The sequence below is a fragment of the Acinetobacter faecalis genome (genome assembly GCF_034187745.1).
Classification (GTDB): Bacteria; Pseudomonadota; Gammaproteobacteria; order Pseudomonadales; family Moraxellaceae; genus Acinetobacter; species Acinetobacter faecalis.
On record NZ_JAXHPF010000005.1, the window covers coordinates 95,866 to 112,948 of the forward strand.

Sequence of the window (17,083 nt, forward strand, 5' to 3'; positions counted from 1 at the left end):
AAACCGCTATTCTGCACTCTTTTCACCATTTTTTAATAAAGATAATTAAATTACAAACGCTTATCTTCTGCATGTTTAGCTCAAAAAATCACATAAGCTTTATATGGATTATCTCTACAGGTTTTTACCTTACGCTATATTTAATTCACCGATGAAAATATTAACTGCTGAAAAAAGCATGCTAAACTCGATTGCATAACGAAAAACTTGATCTAAACATGTCAAATATCAACAAAAAGTTATTTAAACGACTTCATTTAAATCATGCTTATGGGCAACTCATTGCACTGATTTTTGTTCCTATCATGATTTTGGCATGCGTAGGTGCTGTTCTTGTTTTATCTGAAACTTCAAATGCGGCAAAGTCTCAACAAAAACAAATGGCTTTGGCAATTTTAACGCGTAATGAAATTTCAGCAGAAACGTTTGTTTCTCATTTAACAAACCCAGAACTTGCTTCTATTCAATCGCAGTTTTTCATGCAAAGTATTATGGATGAAAAGTATGTTACTCGTGCAGCCGTTGTAAATTCAAAAAATCAGGTGCTTTTAAGTCGTGGCTATCAAAAGCAATCGACTTGGCCCAATTTCATAAAAAATAACACAGATTTTGTTGGCCCTATAAAATCGAACAACAGCAATATTTACGGCTTAGCCATTCAAAATACAGGGAGCAATCCTGCTTGGTTAATGGTTGAATTAGACAATCAGCCACTGCAAATTGCGCGTTATCGAGTTTTAATTGTCTTAATTGCAACTGGTTTAACCACATTATTACTTCTTTTGCTTTGTTTGAATTTCTATTCACGACGTTGGATTGCACCAATGTACGAAATTCGTATGCAACTTCAACGCCTAAATGCAGATACGCTCGATCAACATATTGTAATTAACAGTACAGGCGAATTACGCTTATTACAGCGTGATATTGCAAACGTTGTGAAGCGTTTACATTTTAGTTTTTTAGAACTCAAAGAACATACAGAACAAACAGAAGATGATTTAAGACGAACACTCGATACTTTAGAAGTTCAAAATATTACTTATCGTCAAGCGCGTGACCAAGCAATTTCAGCCAATCAATCTAAGTCGGTATTTTTGGCCAATATTAGTCATGAATTACGTACGCCCTTAAACAGTATTGACGGCTTTATTCATTTACTTTTGCGCCAAGACAGTATGAGCAATGAACAAAAACTTTATCTACAAACCATTCGTAAATCATCTGCACATTTACTTGCGCTTATTAATGACGTTTTAGATTTCTCTAAAATTGATGCAGGTAAACTCGAGTTAGATACAGCTCTGTTCGATTTAGAAGAAGCAATTTACGATGTAATGGATATGCTCTCTCCGCTTGCAGCGCAAAAGCATATCTACATGGCTTTTTACTTTGCCAATAATTTACCTACCCATGTTGTTGGAGATGCACTTCGCTTTAAGCAAATTTTGACCAACCTTATTTCTAACGCCATTAAATTCACGCCAGATGGTGAAATTATTGTACGTGCACGTATAGAACATGACGATATTGGACAATGTCTGATTCATTTTAGCGTTCAAGACAGTGGTATTGGTTTAAATGGTACAGATCGAAAACGTTTATTTGAATCATTCTCTCAAGGCGATGCTTCTGTAACACGTCAATTTGGTGGAACAGGTTTAGGCTTAGCGATTTCAAAACAGCTTGTTCATCTTATGCAAGGTCAAATTGGCTTTGAAGATAACCAAGAGCGTGCTCCAACAGATAAAGGCTCAACCTTTTGGTTTACCGCAATGCTGGGTAAAAATGATGATGAAATTACGGTTCATCCATATTTTGAAAATACCCAAGTTTTATCGTTTATGGCGCATCCTGCGACTGCGAATATTTTGCGTAACTATTTAGAAGATTACAAAGTAGATCATATTGAAGCGACGTCAATTATTGATTTATTTAGTCGCCTAAATTTACTGTCTGAAGATATTGAAAATACGTGGCTTATTTTCGACCATAACGGCGACACAGAAACCTTACTCAAAGAAATTCGCTCAAGATATCAAGGCAAAATTGGCATTTATGGTTATCAAATGGCTTTAGAGCCAGATTTGCTTCATCACTATCATGCATTACCGCTTTATCAACCATTAAGTCGTTCTGCATTAATTCACTTGCTGAATAATGAAAGTAGTTTTGAAGACGTTGAAACTGAAGAATTTAATGGACAAGGACTACATGTCTTGGCAGTTGATGATCATCTTCCAAACTTAATTGTTCTAGAAGCACTGTTAGGTGAAATGAACGTTAAAGTAACCAAAGCATTAAGTGGTCAAGAAGCAATTGGTATTTTAGAGCAAAACTTTGAAGACAATAAAAAAGCTTTCGATTTAGTCTTCATGGATATTCAAATGCCTGTCATGTCGGGCATTGATACCACTCGTGCCATTCGCTCGCTCGAGTCGACATTGGAAAATCATAAGCGCTTACCAATTATTGCCTTAACCGCACATGCCCTTGCCGATGAAAAGCAAAAACTGCTTAAAGTAGGTATGGATGATTACGTGACCAAGCCAATCCAAATGGAACAAATTATTCAAATTTTAACGGATTGGACATCACCTAATTTTGTGAGTAAAGCTTCACTTGCAGAAAAATCGGCAACACTAGATACCATTAATCCGCAAATTTTAAATTGGCAACAATGCATACAACTTGCAGCAAATAAAGAAGATTTAGCTGTCGATTTACTCAAAATGCTCACCGATAGTTTTGCTGTGGAGCTAAAAGAAATCGAACAACTTATAGAAATGGAAGATTTCCCGCAACTTGAACATGTATTGCATAGATTACATGGTGCAACTCGCTATGTCGGCACGCCAAACTTGCAAGAAATCACCAGTAAATTTGAGCAATTCGTTTCAACTTTGCGTAAAGAGCGTCGTAAAGCAGATGATCAATTTATTCAAGAAGTCATGCATAAATTGAATGAACTCAAAGATATTATTTATCAAGTAGAGCTTGCAGCAAAACAAATTTTAGGTCGATTTAATTCTTAAAATTTAAAGTGGCAAATGCCACTAAAGTTGACTGTGTCTATGCTAGGAGGTGACTGCGCTGTCATGTATCTTATATAGGCACATGCTATGCTCAACATCGAAGCTAAATAAGAGTTTTTTAACATGGCGTTACTTCGAATAGAAAAAGACAACGGAATTGCGACGGTTTATTTAAACCGCCCAGACAAACGTAATGCAATGAGTTTTGCGCTACTCAAAGAGCTTGTAAGTACAGCTGAAAAATTCAAAAAAGACCGCTCTCTTCGCTGCATTATTTTAACGGGTGAGGCTCAAGTTTTTAGTGCAGGTATAGATTTAGCAGACTTAAATAATCCTAAAAATAAAGCCTTTGCTGCTTGGGAATTAGTAAAACCCGGTCAAAGCTTATTTCAAAAAGCATTCTTAATTTGGCAAGAACTCCCTGTTCCTGTCATTAGTGCCATTGAAGGTTTTTGCTTTGGTGCAGGTATGCAACTTGCACTTGCATCTGACATTCGAATTGCCAACCCTAAAACCCAAATGTCAATTATGGAAAGTCGTTGGGGTTTAGTGCCAGACATGGGTTTAAGTCGTTCTTTAAAAGGTTTAATTAGCTTAGATTTAGCCAAAGAATTAACCTTAACCGCTCGTATTTTCGATGGTGCCTATGCCAAAGAAATTGGCTTGGTCACGCATTTAGACGAATCGCCTTTAGCACGCGCTCAAGCAATTGCCAATGAAATGGTTCAGCGCTCGCCAGATGCTTTAACTGCATCTAAACGTGTACTAGATGCAATGGAGCATCAACCTTCTAAATCTTTACGTTTAGAAAAAATTTGGCAGTTAAAATTACTTTTAGGTAAGAACAGTCAAATTGCTCGTAAGAAAGATAAAAAGCCCGAACTTGAATTTTTGCCTCGCCAATACAAATAGTGAACTAAATAAAAGGATGTGCCATGAGCTTTAACCTCCAAACTAAAATTGCATTTTTAGGTATGGGATTAATGGGAAGTCGAATGGCATCCCGATTATTAAATGCAGGTTTTCAAGTTGCTGTTTGGAATAGAACAGCATCTGCATGTGACGAACTTGTGGCGCAAGGTGCAACAAAACTGAACTTAAATGAAATTGGACAATATCCAATTATGCTTACGTGCCTTGCAGATGATTCTGCCGTTCAAGGGGTTATTGACCAAATTGCAGATTATTTACAACCACAACAAGTGATTGTGGATTTCTCTAGTTTATCTGTGGATAAAACCAAGTCACTAGCAAAACAAGTTCAAGCTAAAAATGCCATTTGGATTGACTCCCCTGTTTCAGGTGGAACAATTGGTGCAGAACAAGGCAGTTTAGTTATTTTTGCAGGTGGCGATGCTCACGTAATTGAGAGTTTAGCAATTGTTTACGATGTACTTTCGCAGCGCGTTACACGCATGGGCGAAACAGGTACAGGGCAAGCAACAAAAATTTGTAATCAACTGATTGTAGCTGCAAACAGTACATTAATTGCCGAAGCTGTTGCTCTAGCTTCTTTATCTGGTGTAGATACAACCTTATTAGCCCCTGCACTTGCAGGTGGTTTTGCAGACTCAAAACCATTTCAAATTTTAGCACCACGTATGGCTACGCATACATTTGAACCTGTGCAATGGAAAGTTCAAACCTTATCTAAAGATTTAAATAATGCCGTAAAACTTGCCGAGCAATTTAACTTAGATATTCCTGTTGCAAAGCGCGCTCTATCTCAATTAAAAGACCATCAAACACAAGGCTTTTCTGAAGCAGATTTAGCAACTGTTATTCAGCACGTTGAACCAAAATAAAATCGTACAAAATATTTAAGGAACTCTCACATGTCTAAACTCGCAGTTAATCTTTCTATGATTTTTACTGAAGTTCCACTTATAGAGCGTTTTGCTTTAGCAAAGGAACAGGGTTTTCAACATATCGAAATTCAGTTTCCTTATGAGCTAAGTATTGAAGATATTCAAGCGAAAATAGAACAATATAATTTGAGCATTTGCCTGATTAACGTTCCTGCCGGAGATTTAATGCAAGGGGGAAATGGCTTAGCAGGTATTCCAGGTAAGGAAACTGAATTCCATCAAGCTTTAAAGCTCGCAATTCAATATGCAACTGTACTCAATGTTCCAAGTGTGAATATTTTGGCAGGTAAACAACCTTTAGACGCAGACCTTTTACCGTGTTTAAATACACTTGCAAGTAACTTAAAACTCGCGTGTCACATGTTAGGTGAACATCAAATTCAACCTGTTTTTGAAATGATTAATGGCACAGATATGCCAAGATTTTTAGTTCAAAATATAGCCCAAGCGCAAGACATACTTGAAGCGATTAAAAATCCAAATTTAAAAATGCAATTCGATTGCTACCACATGGCAATGATGGGCGAAAATGTTTTAGAAGCTTTACAAGAAAATATAGATAATATTGGACATATTCAATTTGCAGATTGCCCAAATAGACACGAACCCGATACTGCAAATATTGCTTATTCCGAAATTTTTAATTGGTTAAGTACAAGCAATTACAGCGGATTTATTGCTGCAGAATACAAGCCTTCTAAGAGCTCTATGTTGTCTTTTGATTGGAAAAAGAAATACTTTGCTTAAACGTTTTCTATACAAAAATAGATTCGATTGAATTTTAGCTAAAAAAAAGCTATATTAGACTATGCATAATTGTCAGGAAATTATACCTTCTATGAATTTAGAACCATCGCCCGGCGCTTCTAATTCTCAAGATCTCGCAATGAATACTCAAAGTAAAGACGTACAAGCTTGCTTGAAAGTTGTACGCGAAGCTCTCCTAGATGTAAAAGCAAAAGAAATTGTTGAACTTGATATTAGCCGTATTAGTAACGTAGCTGATGCTATTGTTATTGCAAACGGTACATCAACTCGTCACGTTAAATCACTTGCAGACAACGTTGCTGAAGAAGCACGTAAAGCTGGCTTCCGCCCTATTGGCGTTGAAGGCGAGCGTGATGCTGAGTGGATTCTTGTTGACCTTGGATTCGTTGTTGTGCATTTAATGCTTCCAACAGCTCGTAAATTCTATGATTTAGAAAGCTTATGGCGTGCTACTCCAGAATCTGTAGCTTAAGTTTATATAGCAAATAAAAAAGCGGCTCAATGGTCGCTTTTTTATTGTCAAAATTTTATCAATTTACTTAAAGCAGCACATGTATATCTACCTGAGGATACGTTTGCTTAACTTTCAATTTTAACTGCGCATAAACTTGATCTGCTTTTGGTGGTCCAAAATACTCACAATACACTTCATATAATGTTGTTATAAAACGCGCATAAAATTCTGTAGGTATAAAATCTAAAAAAACTTTATCATTAATATTTGAATTGGTTAAAAGTTCAAATTTAGATTCTTTTAATGCAATTTTCACATCGTCATTAAATTCAGAAAAGTTTTTAAAATCTACAGTACTACAAACATCTTGCACAAAAGATACAAATGCTTCATAGGTTTGTTTAGATAAAACCAAATTATTTACTTTTGGCGTTTTGCTTGGATTTAACAAAACATCCTTTTCAAGTGTTGCAAGCTCCCCCAATACTTTCTTCAAAATATCCTTTTTGAAAAATCGTAATTCATCTGTATTACATATTTCTGTCAAAAATTTATTTAATACAAATGGTGGCTGATCACCGTATTCATCTTCCCAATAATTCAAAACACGCTGTAGTGAGTTTTCATTCATGTAAGGACTTAAACCACGACCTATTGCTTCACGTTTTTGTGTACGACTCAATAATTCGCTCGACATTTTCAGCTCCTTAATGGCGTTTATTAATATTATCTGTTTCAAAAGTCACATCTTTTTGAAACTCTGGATAAGATAATTCCGCATGTTCTGTGTAATCTAAACCGCGTTGTTCGTGTTGTTTATCTACACGTAAACCACCCATCACAACATCTAGAATCTTAAATACGATATACGCAACACCAAAACCCCAAGCAAATGCAGAAACCACCCCTAATGCTTGAACAATTAAAATATCGGAATTGAACATATTGTTTTCTAAGAATAATCCTGCTGCCATCGTTCCCCAAGCACCACAAAAACCATGTACAGTTACAGCATCTACAACATCATCTAAGCGTAATTTTTCCATAAAATACGGCATTATGCTTACAACTAATCCTGCACAAGCACCTGTAATAACAGCATAAATTGGTGTCATAGAAGCACAGCCTGCTGTAATGGCAACTAACCCCCCCAAAGATGCATTAATAGTTGTTTTAATTAAAATAGCTTTACCGCGAAGTAATGCATAAATCATGTATGCAACTGCAGAAGCACATGCTGCCAAGTGTGTATTTAGTGCAATGCGACCAATGCTAACATTGGCATTAATGGTTGAACCTGCATTAAACCCAAACCAAGCTAACCATAAAATAAAACCACCTAACGCAACTAAAGGTAAGTTATGACCTGCTAAGTAATGACTTTGACCATTTTTACCAAAACGACCTAAACGCGGACCTAAAACTACAATCCCTGCAAAAGCAACCCAACCTCCCATTGAATGCACAACTGTTGAGCCTGCAAAATCAATAAAGCCAAGTTGTTTTAACCAACCATCACCATTAAATAAACCGCCCCAAGCCCAACTACCAAATATTGGATAAATAAAGCCTGAAACAACCGCTGCACTCACCACATACGCAACAAAGTGAATTCGCTCTGCCATTGCACCACTTGCAATAGTTGTTGCTGTTGCGGCAAACATCATTTGGAAAAATAGTAAATTCCAATTCCAATCATCTAAATCATTGGGTGCAAAATGGCTTAAACCAAACCACCCCGTAGAGTTCACACCAAACATTAAGCCAAAGCCAACTAACCAAAAAACCACGCCACCTAAGCAGGCATCCATATAGTTTTTCATTAATACATTGACAGTGTTTTTACTTCGTACAGAACCACTTTCTACGAGTGCAAATCCTGCTTGCATAAAAAATACTAAAATTCCGCCTAAAATGACCCAAACACTATCTAGTGAAATACGTAGTTCTTGAATATTTTTTGCTGTTGTTGCGAGTGTTTCATCTGCCCAAGCAGAAGAACACATTGCCAAAAGTAAAAATGCTAAATAATTTATATTTTTCATACACAATCCCCCAAGATTGAAGCATGAAATTGCAACAAATATGCCAAAGCATGTGTTTAGATATTATTCTCTTTAAAATCATTAATTCACGCACTATTTTGGATTTTTCTTTTAATTAGAAAGAGTATTTAGGCAGTATTTTTCTTTAAAAAGCTCAGACTAAATGCACCACCCAAAACCAAATTATTTTTTCTGCCTCAACACTATGCAGTTTTTCAATTTTTCTTAAATATAAGCACTTTAAAAATACACTTTTAGTTGCATGATTAAGCACAAAAAAACCGCCCTAAGGCGGTTTTAATTCGTGTTAAAAATTAATGACCATTACCATTAATAGCTTTTGTCATATCTTCAACCACTTTTTTCGCATCACCAAAAATCATCATGGTTTTATCGTTATAGAACAAGTCATTGTCTAAACCTGCATAACCTGTTGCCATTGAACGCTTAATCACCATAATTGTACGTGCTTTATGTGCTTCCAAAATTGGCATGCCATAAATTGGTGAGCTTGGATCGTCTTTTGCAGCAGGGTTTACAACATCATTTGCACCAATGACAAGTACGACATCAGTTGCAGGGAAATCTGAGTTGATTTCATCCATCTCTAAGATGTCTTCATAAGGTACATCTGCTTCTGCAAGTAATACGTTCATGTGCCCCGGCATACGACCAGCTACAGGATGAATTGCAAAGCGCACCGTTACACCTTGTTCTTTTAACAGGTTTGCTAGTTCTTTAACTGCATTTTGCGCACGACCTTGCGCCATACCATAACCCGGCACAATCACAACACTATCAGCATTCGACATTAAGAAACCTGCATCGTCTGCCGAACCTGAACGATGGTTACGTGGTGCTTTATCTCCTGCTTCAACAGCAACCGCAGTTCCGCCCATTGCTCCGCCAAATAAAACGTTGATGATTGAACGGTTCATAGCTTTACACATAATGTAAGACAAAATTGCACCTGAAGAACCAACAAGTGAACCCGCAACAATCAGCATGTTATTTTCTAGGGTAAAACCAATACCTGCTGCTGCCCAACCTGAAAATGAGTTCAAGAGTGATACAACAACTGGCATATCTCCGCCACCCACAGGCGCAATCCAAACCCAACCAAACACAAGTGCAAGACCTGTCATTGCCCAGAAAGATGTCATATTCCCTGTTAAGAAAAAGTGAATTCCCGCAGCAAACATTGCAATGAAGATTAGTGCTTGAACTGGTTTAACCCATGTCCCTGAAATGGTTTTTGCCCATTTTTTTGCAGCCAATTTACCATAAGCAAAAACAGATGCTGTAAAAGTAATTGCTCCAACAAAACAACCGACAAACAATTCAAATAAATGAACTTTGCCCATTTCATGGAAATTTACGCCATTTTCTTGAAGTAAGCCGACATCTAATTTTGCCAATTCGTTGTTGTGAATAATGGCAGCAACAGCAATAAGCACCGCAGCCAAACCCACTAAAGAGTGCATAAGTGCCACAGTTTCAGGCATTTGCGTCATGGGTACAGTACGGGCACGAGCAATACCAATAATTGCACCTAACACCATTGCCCCTACAATCATCCAAACCACAGGATTTTCAGCGACAAAGAATGTTGTGAGCACTGCAATTGCCATTGCAATCATACCGTAGCGGTTTCCTGCAATTGCTGTTTTAGGACCTGATAAACCGCGCAATGTTAAAATAAAAAGTACAGCGCCAATAAGATAAAACCAATCTGCATAATCTCGAATAAAATCCATGTTTTAACCCTCTTTTTTCTTTTGTTTTGGTTTAAACATTTCGAGCATACGTGCAGTTACCGCAAAGCCACCAAAAATATTGATACTTGCAAGAAATACAGCAATTGCGCCCAACACACTCACAACGTTAATTGTTTGAAAATCTACGCTACCTTCAACGCCAACCATAGGTAAGCCAACAGTTTGAATCATTGCGCCCACAATAATGATTGAAGAAAGTGCATTTGTTACAGCCATTAACGGTGTATGCAAAGCAGGTGTTACACCCCAAACCACGTAGTAACCAACAAAAATGGCTAAGACAAAAATTGTAATAGTTTCAACCATGAAAATTCTCCTTAACCACGTTTGAATAGCAACGAGCCGTTATGAGTAACAAGCAATGCTTTTTGAATTTCATCTTCTTGATTAATTGCAAAGTTCTTTTCTGCATCAAAAAGTGTTTCAACAAAGTTATAAACATTGCGTGCATAAAGTGCAGATGCTTCTGTAGCAACAGTTGATGGAATATTAGGAACGCCTAAAATTTTCACACCATTTTCAGTCACAACCGTTTCACCACATACAGAACCTTCAACATTTCCACCCGTTTCTACAGCCATATCTAAAATGACTGAACCCGGTTTCATTTTGGCAACGGTTTCAGCTTTAATTAAACGCGGTGCATCACGACCTGGTAAAAGTGCTGTGGTAATCACGATATCTGCATTTGAAACCGCTTTATCTACAATTGCGGCTTGGTCACGAATATATTCTTCGCCTGGCATCCAACCATAACCATTTTTTGCTGCATCTGCCGCTTTTTGTTGTTCTTCTTCAGACATCGGTACGTCTAACCATTTACCACCTAAAGATTCAACTTGGTCTTTTGCTGTTGGACGTAAATCTGTTGCTTCAACCACGGCACCTAAACGTTTAGCCGTTGCAATGGCTTGAAGACCTGCAACCCCCACGCCCATAATCACGACACGTGCAGGCTTTACAGTACCTGCTGCGGTCATGAGCATTGGGAACATACGTTGATATTCTGTTGCTGCTAAAAGCACAGATTTATAGCCAGAAAGGTTTGCTTGAGATGACAAAACATCCATGTTTTGTGCACGAGATAATGTTCGAGGCAACAATTCCAATGCAAATGCGGAAATTTGTTTTTCAGCAAATTGATCTAACTCTGTATTTCGATAAGGATCAAACATAGCAACGACTGTTGTATTTGCTGCTAACTTTTGAATTTCATCACCTTTAGGTGCACGAACTTTCAAAATAATCTGACTACCTGCATAAGCATCATCTACAATTTTTGCCCCAACTTGTTCAAAGGCACTATTGATATAAGCTGCTTTCACACCTGCATTGCGTTCAATAACGACTGTATGCCCTACACCAATCCACTTTTTTACAGTTTCAGGCGTAGCGGCAATTCGGTTTTCTCCGACAATCGTTTCTGCTGGAATTCCTATCTGCATGAGCGTCCCTCAAGCTAATTTTTCTTTATACATACCGCAATTCGCAGTATTTCCCTCAAGATTAAAAATCTTTGTTTTTTTGATTCTATTGATAATTTCCAAAATTACTACCTACCATTTATTAAATAAATGTTTAAATTTTGAACTGATGATTCATAAATAATTTAACGTTTTTATAAAAATTGAGGCTTATCTCCAAATCTAAAAAGTCATTTTGACTTCATGTTTCAATGTGAAATTTATAATTAAAAGTTCATTTTTATAGATTAAAATTTAGACTGGAATTTCTGACAGAAATAATGAACTTTTCAATATATTTTTATTGTTTAAGCGTTCTATGAATGATGCCTATCTTGCAGATTCTAGTTAATGGAAATTTATTCAAATTGACTTAATTGACACCGCTTTATTTTAATTAATAGTCAATTTTTTATTTTCTCTAGAGATAATCCATTTCAAAAATTACAGGTGAAAATTGAGAAAAACGGATCAACAAAATTGAGACTATTTTTTAATTTCCTCCCTATAAAGAAGCTAATTTAATTTTTTTAATCATCTAAATATTTCAAATTAATTATTTTATCATTCAGGTAATTTATATCTTTTTATCAAACGCACCATTTTTGTGCACTTATTGAGCGTTTTGAATCTTAAATTTATTCCGTTTCATTCCAAGATGTTCTCTCTTCCATCATTTTTTTGCATTTAACCTCTTTGCTTTAAAGCCTTATACTCATTTTAGAACAAACATCTTCCCCCAAATGTGTAATGCAAAATGAATTTAGCTTTAACAAAAACTCAGGTCGGCAGTATTTTTGCAGTAACCGCTGCATTTTTATTTAGTACCAAAGCCATTTTCATTAAACAAGCTTATGAGCTATCACCTTTGGTTGATGGCACGGTTTTAATGGCTTTAAGAATGTTAAGCGCATTACCTTTCTTTTTATTATTGGCTTGGTTTAATCGTGCAAATAACAAAAACATTGTAGCTAAAGATTGGGGAATTTTAGTTGTTGCAGGTTTAATTGGTTATTACCTTTCAAGCTGGCTCGATTTTGCAGGGCTTATGCATATTAGCGCCTCATTAGAACGCATTATCTTATTTTTATATCCAACCTTAACTGTTATTGCGACCAGTTTTATTTATAAAAAACCTTTAAATGCCTATAGTATTTTCGCAATTGCGCTCAGTTATGGCGGTACTGTTATTGTTATGCTACAAGAGCAAAGCAATGTGCCACATGAGGGTAATTTTTGGCTAGGTGTAAGTTTAGTTTTTGCGAGCGCGATTAGTTTTGCAGCTTATTTACTTCTTACACCACGTTTAATTAATAAATTCGGTTCATGGAATTTTAGTGGTTTGGCTTTAAGTATTGCTTGTATTGGGATGCTAACGCACTATTGTATAGCAACACCAAATCCTATTGGTTTACTTGTTGCTCTTCCATCGAGTGTTATTTGGTATGGCATAGCCTTAGGTTTATTGGTTACTGTTTTACCTACCATACTTGTTGCTGAAAGTATTGCTCGATTAGGTGCAGCTCAAACAGCAATGATTGCTTCAATTGGCCCTATTCTTACCATTATTTTAGCCACACTCTTATTAGGTGAAACTCTAAATACTATTCAATGGTTTGGTTGTGCTTTAAATATTATTGGCGTGCTTATGATTACCTTAGCCAAGAAAAAACTTTCATAAATACAATAATAATGAGTAACGTTATATGCCATGATGAGCAACTTAATTGAATTGGCTTTTATCTTAAATAGAGATAATTCTTATATTTTAGTTAATGCCTTTTTATCTCACAAATAAGTACGCCCAAAGGAAGTTACATGCAGCCACACGTTGATATTAGCCAAAATAAAGCCTTACTTTGGTTGATGGCTATTGCCTGTGGACTTTGTGCAGGTGCGAACTACTACAGCCAACCTTTAATTAATTCCATACACGAATACTTTAATACACCCATCGATCAAGTTGCATTAACTGTCACTTTTGCTCAAGTATCTTATGCACTTGGCTTACTTTTTCTTGTTCCAATTGGCGACATTGTAAATAAAACCAAACTGATTCCTTTTCTGATGTTCATGGCTTCAATTGGTCTTTTTTTATGTGCATTTTCAGTGAATCTTCCAATGTTATGGATAGGCACAATCATGACAGGATTGTTTTCTGTAGCAGCTCAAGTGCTTATTCCATTTGCCACAATGAGTGTTGCGCCTAAAAAAATTGGTGAAGTTGTTGGCTTACTCATGAGTGGCTTATTGGTTGGTATTTTACTTTCAACAAGCTTGGCAGGATTACTTTCAAACTTATTTAATTGGAAAGTGATTTATCTTGTAAGTGCAGTACTTATGCTCATTATTGCAGTATTACTTACAACTCGTTTACCACACTTAGCTATTACTAAAATGAGCTATGGAAAAATCTTTAGTTCAATGATGTCCTTATTGAGAAATGAGCCACGCCTAAGATATCGCTCTTTAACTGGTGGTTTTGCATTTGCATCAATGAGTGTTCTTTTTTCAACAATTGCATTATTGCTTAAATCATCATTTGGTTTATCTGACATGATGGTGGGCATGGTGACATTGGTTGGTATTTTCGGTGCACTTTCAACAAAAAGAATTGGTAAATTTGCAGATCGTGGTTATACAAAAACAATTACTTGGGCAGGTATTTCAACTTTAGCCATAAGCTGGTTTTTCCTTTATTTCGGTCAATATTCACTTATTAGCTATATTGTTGGATTTGGACTTATAAATTTTGGATTAGTCCTTGTTCATACAGGTAATCAAAATATTATTTTCCGTTTACGTGAAGATTCTAAATCTAGAATTAACTCTATTTACATGACCATGTACTTTATTGGTGGAGCGACTGGTTCAGCACTAGGTGTGTATGCTTGGCGACACGGCGGTTGGGAAGGAAGCTGTATTGTAGGAATTTGCTTAGTCGCTCTTTCTGCATGTTTTGCATTTTTGGATAAGCTATTTTTAAAAAGAACTCACATTTGAATATTCTCTTAATTTCAAAATTAGATTTTTTTTATAAACACCGTATAATTCGCACTCTTGTTGTTTAATTTAGGTTTCTTATGTCATCAATCCAATCTTTAACGCCACGTATATCTGTAGCACCTATGATGGATTGGACAACAAAAGACTATCGTTTTTTTGCACGCCTATTTAATCCTAATATCATCATGTACACCGAAATGGTAACCACGGGTGCAATTTTATTTGGTGGTGCAAACCGACATTTGGACTACAACAACGAAGAACATCCTATTGTTTTACAACTTGGTGGTTCTAACCCTAAAGACCTCGCAACTTGTACAAAAATGGCGCAAGACTGGGGATACGATGAAGTGAACTTAAACGTTGGTTGCCCAAGTGACCGCGTACAAAACAATAAAATCGGGGCATGCTTAATGGCAGAGCCCGACCTTGTTGCAGAATGTATTGCTGAAATGCGTAATGCAGTTGATATTCCTGTTACGGTAAAACACCGTATTGGAATCGATAACATGCAATCCTATGAAGAAATGTTGCACTTTGTCGATACTGTTGCAAAAACAGGATGCGACAATTTTATTGTTCATGCGCGTATCGCACTACTACAAGGTTTATCACCAAAAGAAAATCGCGATGTTCCGCCTTTGCGCTATGAAGATGTTTATCGCTTAAAACAAGATCGCCCAAATTTGCTTATTGAAATTAATGGCGGTATTAAAACTTTTGCTGAAACCCAAAAACATTTAAAACATGTAGATGGTGTAATGATTGGTCGTGAGGCGTACCACAATCCATATTTATTGGCTGAATTAGGTCAATTGTGGAATTTAGATATGCCTAATCGTTTTGAAATTATGGATCAAATGATGCCTTATATTGCAAAACGTATGGAAGAAGGCGCACCTCTTTCAATTATCACCCGTCATATTTTGGGGTTATTCCAAAACTTACCGGGCGCACGTAAATGGCGTCAGTCTTTAAGCGGTGGTAATGCAAAAACCTTTGCCGATGTTGAAAATGCAATTGCCAATATTAAAGAAGCAATGCAACGTACTGAAGAATACATTCAAAATAAACAGGCAGAATAATTCATTATCTTGTCTAGTAAATAAAAAGTGGATAAGTTTGAACTTATCCACTTTTTTTAAACTTTAAACTTTAAACCTAAACTTATTGATAACCATCTTCTGAACGGTCTACTTCAATACGATATAAACGTGTACCTTGTTTTGCATAAATTAAGCGACCCGTATTTTTATAATAAGTTTGGGTACGATATGTGTCTTGTGAAAATGCGCCAGCAACAGGAATCCAAGCTTTACCTGTTTGATAAGAACGTGAATCTGATGGCATACCCACTAAATCTTCAACTTGGCGTTTTGACATACCAATTTTAAGTTTTGAAAATTTAGTACCAGCAACACTCCCTACAATCTCACCAGTATAACTACCATCTGTTGATACTACTTTTTGCGTACTAGAAGATGACTTTTGCGTAGCAGGTTGTGCTTTAGACGTTGAATTTTGCTGTGTTGTTGGCATAGATGAACATGCTGTTAACACTATTCCTACACCCAAAGCTAAAATCGCTTTATACATTTCAATTACCCCTAAATAATATTTTTTAATAAGAATTAATCAATAACTTTTACTTGATAATTCAACTATTATTTAGGCATGTAACATAATAATCCTCAATGGTTTTATATTCCATTTAGTATTATTTTTCATGTATTTAATTAATACTTCCACAATGTTTTTTTACAAAAAAATTAAAATTATTTAATAAAAAAATCGAAGCTTATTGCTTCGATTTTTTTTGATCTAATTTTTTCAAAACTTCGGCAACAGCAATCATTGCAAAACTTGAAGTCACAACAACAGCAGAACCATAGCCACCACAGCGTAATCCTGCACTTGGGCATACATCAGCACTCGAAAATGGATTATCAATAGAGTAGACGCAAGTTATACCAAACTTTTCTTTTGGCTTTTTACAAATACCTTTACTACGTAATTGAGTACGCAGTTTTGCAAGCATTGGGTCTTGTTCAGTTTTAGATAAATCTGCAACGCGAATTTTAAGTGGGTCTAATTTTCCACCTGCCCCACCAGACACTATTAGTGGAATTTTATTAAAACGACAATGAAGCATTAAAGCCAATTTTGCTTTTACATCATCAATGCAATCTAAAATTAAATCTGGTGTATTTTTTAAAATTTCTTTTATATTTTCAGGTGTTAAGTAATCATCAATTAAATTAATTTTAATTCTAGGATTAATCAAACGACAACGCTCTGCCATCACTTCAATTTTTTCATGTCCTAAAGTAGATGTCATCGCAGGTAATTGACGATTAATATTTGATGCAGCAACCACATCCATATCAACCAAAGTAAGTTCGCCAATTCCTGTTCTTGCCAAAGCCTCAACAGCCCACGACCCTACCCCACCAATTCCAATGACCATCACATGACTTTTTTCATAATGATTAAAGGAATCATCGCCATAAATTTTGGCTACACCAGCAAAACGGCGATCGTATTCATCATCTTGGAGAAGTTCAGTCATTGCGCTATAAAATCTAAATTTAAACTGTGGTTATTTTACTGTGTTTCGCATCTTTCGTCTTGTTTATCGACTTCAATTTCTTTACAGAACATTGACT

At 36.2% G+C, this 17,083-nt stretch carries 15 protein-coding genes; 8 read left to right on the plus strand and 7 right to left on the minus strand.

Features of this window, described 5'->3' with window-relative positions; translation table 11 throughout:
* The first annotated feature begins 218 nt into the window (after nt 1-218).
* The 5 genes from SKM54_RS07030 to rsfS all read left to right on the plus strand — a co-directional run bounded on the left by SKM54_RS07030 (nt 219) and on the right by rsfS (nt 6,143).
* Nucleotides 219-3,035, plus strand: a complete 2,817-nt coding sequence (locus tag SKM54_RS07030) for a GacS-like sensor histidine kinase (RefSeq protein WP_321094933.1) — start codon at nt 219-221, stop codon at nt 3,033-3,035.
* Between the two features lie 123 nt (nt 3,036-3,158).
* The gene (locus SKM54_RS07035; protein ID WP_321094935.1) at nt 3,159-3,947 is read left to right on the plus strand and encodes a crotonase/enoyl-CoA hydratase family protein; all 789 of its coding nucleotides are present in this window, start codon (nt 3,159-3,161) and stop codon (nt 3,945-3,947) included.
* A 23-nt stretch (nt 3,948-3,970) separates the two neighbouring features.
* Nucleotides 3,971-4,840 (plus strand): NAD(P)-dependent oxidoreductase, encoded by an 870-nt coding sequence (locus tag SKM54_RS07040; RefSeq protein WP_321087668.1) that lies wholly within the window; start codon nt 3,971-3,973, stop codon nt 4,838-4,840.
* A gap of 30 nt (nt 4,841-4,870) precedes the next feature.
* Nucleotides 4,871-5,650 carry a hydroxypyruvate isomerase family protein gene (locus SKM54_RS07045; protein WP_321094937.1) on the plus strand — a complete coding sequence of 260 codons (780 nt, stop codon included), beginning with the start codon at nt 4,871-4,873 and terminating at the stop codon, nt 5,648-5,650.
* A gap of 91 nt (nt 5,651-5,741) precedes the next feature.
* On the plus strand, nt 5,742-6,143 hold the full coding sequence (rsfS, locus tag SKM54_RS07050; protein ID WP_154771733.1) for a ribosome silencing factor: 402 nt from the start codon (nt 5,742-5,744) through the stop codon (nt 6,141-6,143).
* Between the two features lie 67 nt (nt 6,144-6,210).
* On the opposite strand, the gene SKM54_RS07055 is transcribed toward rsfS, so the two are convergent.
* The 5 genes from SKM54_RS07055 to SKM54_RS07075 form a co-directional block, all read right to left on the minus strand.
* On the minus strand, nt 6,211-6,822 hold the full coding sequence (locus SKM54_RS07055) for a hypothetical protein (protein ID WP_321094939.1): 612 nt from the start codon (nt 6,820-6,822) through the stop codon (nt 6,211-6,213).
* A 10-nt stretch (nt 6,823-6,832) separates the two neighbouring features.
* The gene (locus SKM54_RS07060) at nt 6,833-8,170 is read right to left on the minus strand and encodes an ammonium transporter (protein WP_321094941.1); all 1,338 of its coding nucleotides are present in this window, start codon (nt 8,168-8,170) and stop codon (nt 6,833-6,835) included.
* Nucleotides 8,171-8,484: 314 nt separating this feature from the next.
* Entirely contained in the window at nt 8,485-9,927 is a 1,443-nt protein-coding gene (locus SKM54_RS07065; RefSeq protein WP_321094943.1) for an NAD(P)(+) transhydrogenase (Re/Si-specific) subunit beta, read from the minus strand.
* Between the two features lie 3 nt (nt 9,928-9,930).
* Complete coding sequence (locus SKM54_RS07070) at nt 9,931-10,254, minus strand: proton-translocating transhydrogenase family protein (RefSeq protein WP_004783638.1); 324 nt, start codon at nt 10,252-10,254, stop codon at nt 9,931-9,933.
* A gap of 11 nt (nt 10,255-10,265) precedes the next feature.
* Nucleotides 10,266-11,393 carry a Re/Si-specific NAD(P)(+) transhydrogenase subunit alpha gene (locus SKM54_RS07075; RefSeq protein ID WP_321094944.1) on the minus strand — a complete coding sequence of 376 codons (1,128 nt, stop codon included), beginning with the start codon at nt 11,391-11,393 and terminating at the stop codon, nt 10,266-10,268.
* Nucleotides 11,394-12,168: 775 nt separating this feature from the next.
* On the opposite strand from SKM54_RS07075, the gene SKM54_RS07080 reads away from it, so the two are divergent.
* The 3 genes from SKM54_RS07080 to dusA all read left to right on the plus strand — a co-directional run bounded on the left by SKM54_RS07080 (nt 12,169) and on the right by dusA (nt 15,502).
* Nucleotides 12,169-13,092 carry a DMT family transporter gene (locus SKM54_RS07080; protein WP_321094946.1) on the plus strand — a complete coding sequence of 308 codons (924 nt, stop codon included), beginning with the start codon at nt 12,169-12,171 and terminating at the stop codon, nt 13,090-13,092.
* A 137-nt stretch (nt 13,093-13,229) separates the two neighbouring features.
* Nucleotides 13,230-14,414 (plus strand): MFS transporter, encoded by a 1,185-nt coding sequence (locus SKM54_RS07085; RefSeq protein WP_321094949.1) that lies wholly within the window; start codon nt 13,230-13,232, stop codon nt 14,412-14,414.
* An 80-nt stretch (nt 14,415-14,494) separates the two neighbouring features.
* Nucleotides 14,495-15,502: a tRNA dihydrouridine(20/20a) synthase DusA gene (gene dusA / locus SKM54_RS07090; protein ID WP_321094951.1), complete on the plus strand. Its 1,008-nt coding sequence runs from the start codon at nt 14,495-14,497 to the stop codon at nt 15,500-15,502.
* An 82-nt stretch (nt 15,503-15,584) separates the two neighbouring features.
* Here the strand turns inward: dusA and SKM54_RS07095 are convergent, their stop codons facing one another.
* Together SKM54_RS07095 and SKM54_RS07100 are read right to left on the minus strand one after the other, a co-directional pair.
* Nucleotides 15,585-16,013 carry a hypothetical protein gene (locus tag SKM54_RS07095; protein WP_321094953.1) on the minus strand — a complete coding sequence of 143 codons (429 nt, stop codon included), beginning with the start codon at nt 16,011-16,013 and terminating at the stop codon, nt 15,585-15,587.
* Nucleotides 16,014-16,215: 202 nt separating this feature from the next.
* Nucleotides 16,216-16,986: a tRNA threonylcarbamoyladenosine dehydratase gene (locus tag SKM54_RS07100; protein WP_321094956.1), complete on the minus strand. Its 771-nt coding sequence runs from the start codon at nt 16,984-16,986 to the stop codon at nt 16,216-16,218.
* Between the last annotated feature and the right edge of the window lie 97 nt (nt 16,987-17,083).

Bases quoted from the DNA above. Each gene is read 5' to 3' on its own strand.
- SKM54_RS07030 (WP_321094933.1), top strand. From the start codon at position 219: ATGTCAAATATCAACAAAAAGTTATTTAAACGACTTCATTTAAATCAT.
- SKM54_RS07035 (WP_321094935.1), top strand. From the start codon at position 3,159: ATGGCGTTACTTCGAATAGAAAAAGACAACGGAATTGCGACGGTTTAT.
- SKM54_RS07040 (WP_321087668.1), top strand. From the start codon at position 3,971: ATGAGCTTTAACCTCCAAACTAAAATTGCATTTTTAGGTATGGGATTA.
- SKM54_RS07045 (WP_321094937.1), top strand. From the start codon at position 4,871: ATGTCTAAACTCGCAGTTAATCTTTCTATGATTTTTACTGAAGTTCCA.
- rsfS (WP_154771733.1), top strand. From the start codon at position 5,742: ATGAATTTAGAACCATCGCCCGGCGCTTCTAATTCTCAAGATCTCGCA.
- SKM54_RS07055 (WP_321094939.1), bottom strand. From the start codon at position 6,822: ATGTCGAGCGAATTATTGAGTCGTACACAAAAACGTGAAGCAATAGGT.
- SKM54_RS07060 (WP_321094941.1), bottom strand. From the start codon at position 8,170: ATGAAAAATATAAATTATTTAGCATTTTTACTTTTGGCAATGTGTTCT.
- SKM54_RS07065 (WP_321094943.1), bottom strand. From the start codon at position 9,927: ATGGATTTTATTCGAGATTATGCAGATTGGTTTTATCTTATTGGCGCT.
- SKM54_RS07070 (WP_004783638.1), bottom strand. From the start codon at position 10,254: ATGGTTGAAACTATTACAATTTTTGTCTTAGCCATTTTTGTTGGTTAC.
- SKM54_RS07075 (WP_321094944.1), bottom strand. From the start codon at position 11,393: ATGCAGATAGGAATTCCAGCAGAAACGATTGTCGGAGAAAACCGAATT.
- SKM54_RS07080 (WP_321094946.1), top strand. From the start codon at position 12,169: ATGAATTTAGCTTTAACAAAAACTCAGGTCGGCAGTATTTTTGCAGTA.
- SKM54_RS07085 (WP_321094949.1), top strand. From the start codon at position 13,230: ATGCAGCCACACGTTGATATTAGCCAAAATAAAGCCTTACTTTGGTTG.
- dusA (WP_321094951.1), top strand. From the start codon at position 14,495: ATGTCATCAATCCAATCTTTAACGCCACGTATATCTGTAGCACCTATG.
- SKM54_RS07095 (WP_321094953.1), bottom strand. From the start codon at position 16,013: ATGTATAAAGCGATTTTAGCTTTGGGTGTAGGAATAGTGTTAACAGCA.
- SKM54_RS07100 (WP_321094956.1), bottom strand. From the start codon at position 16,986: ATGACTGAACTTCTCCAAGATGATGAATACGATCGCCGTTTTGCTGGT.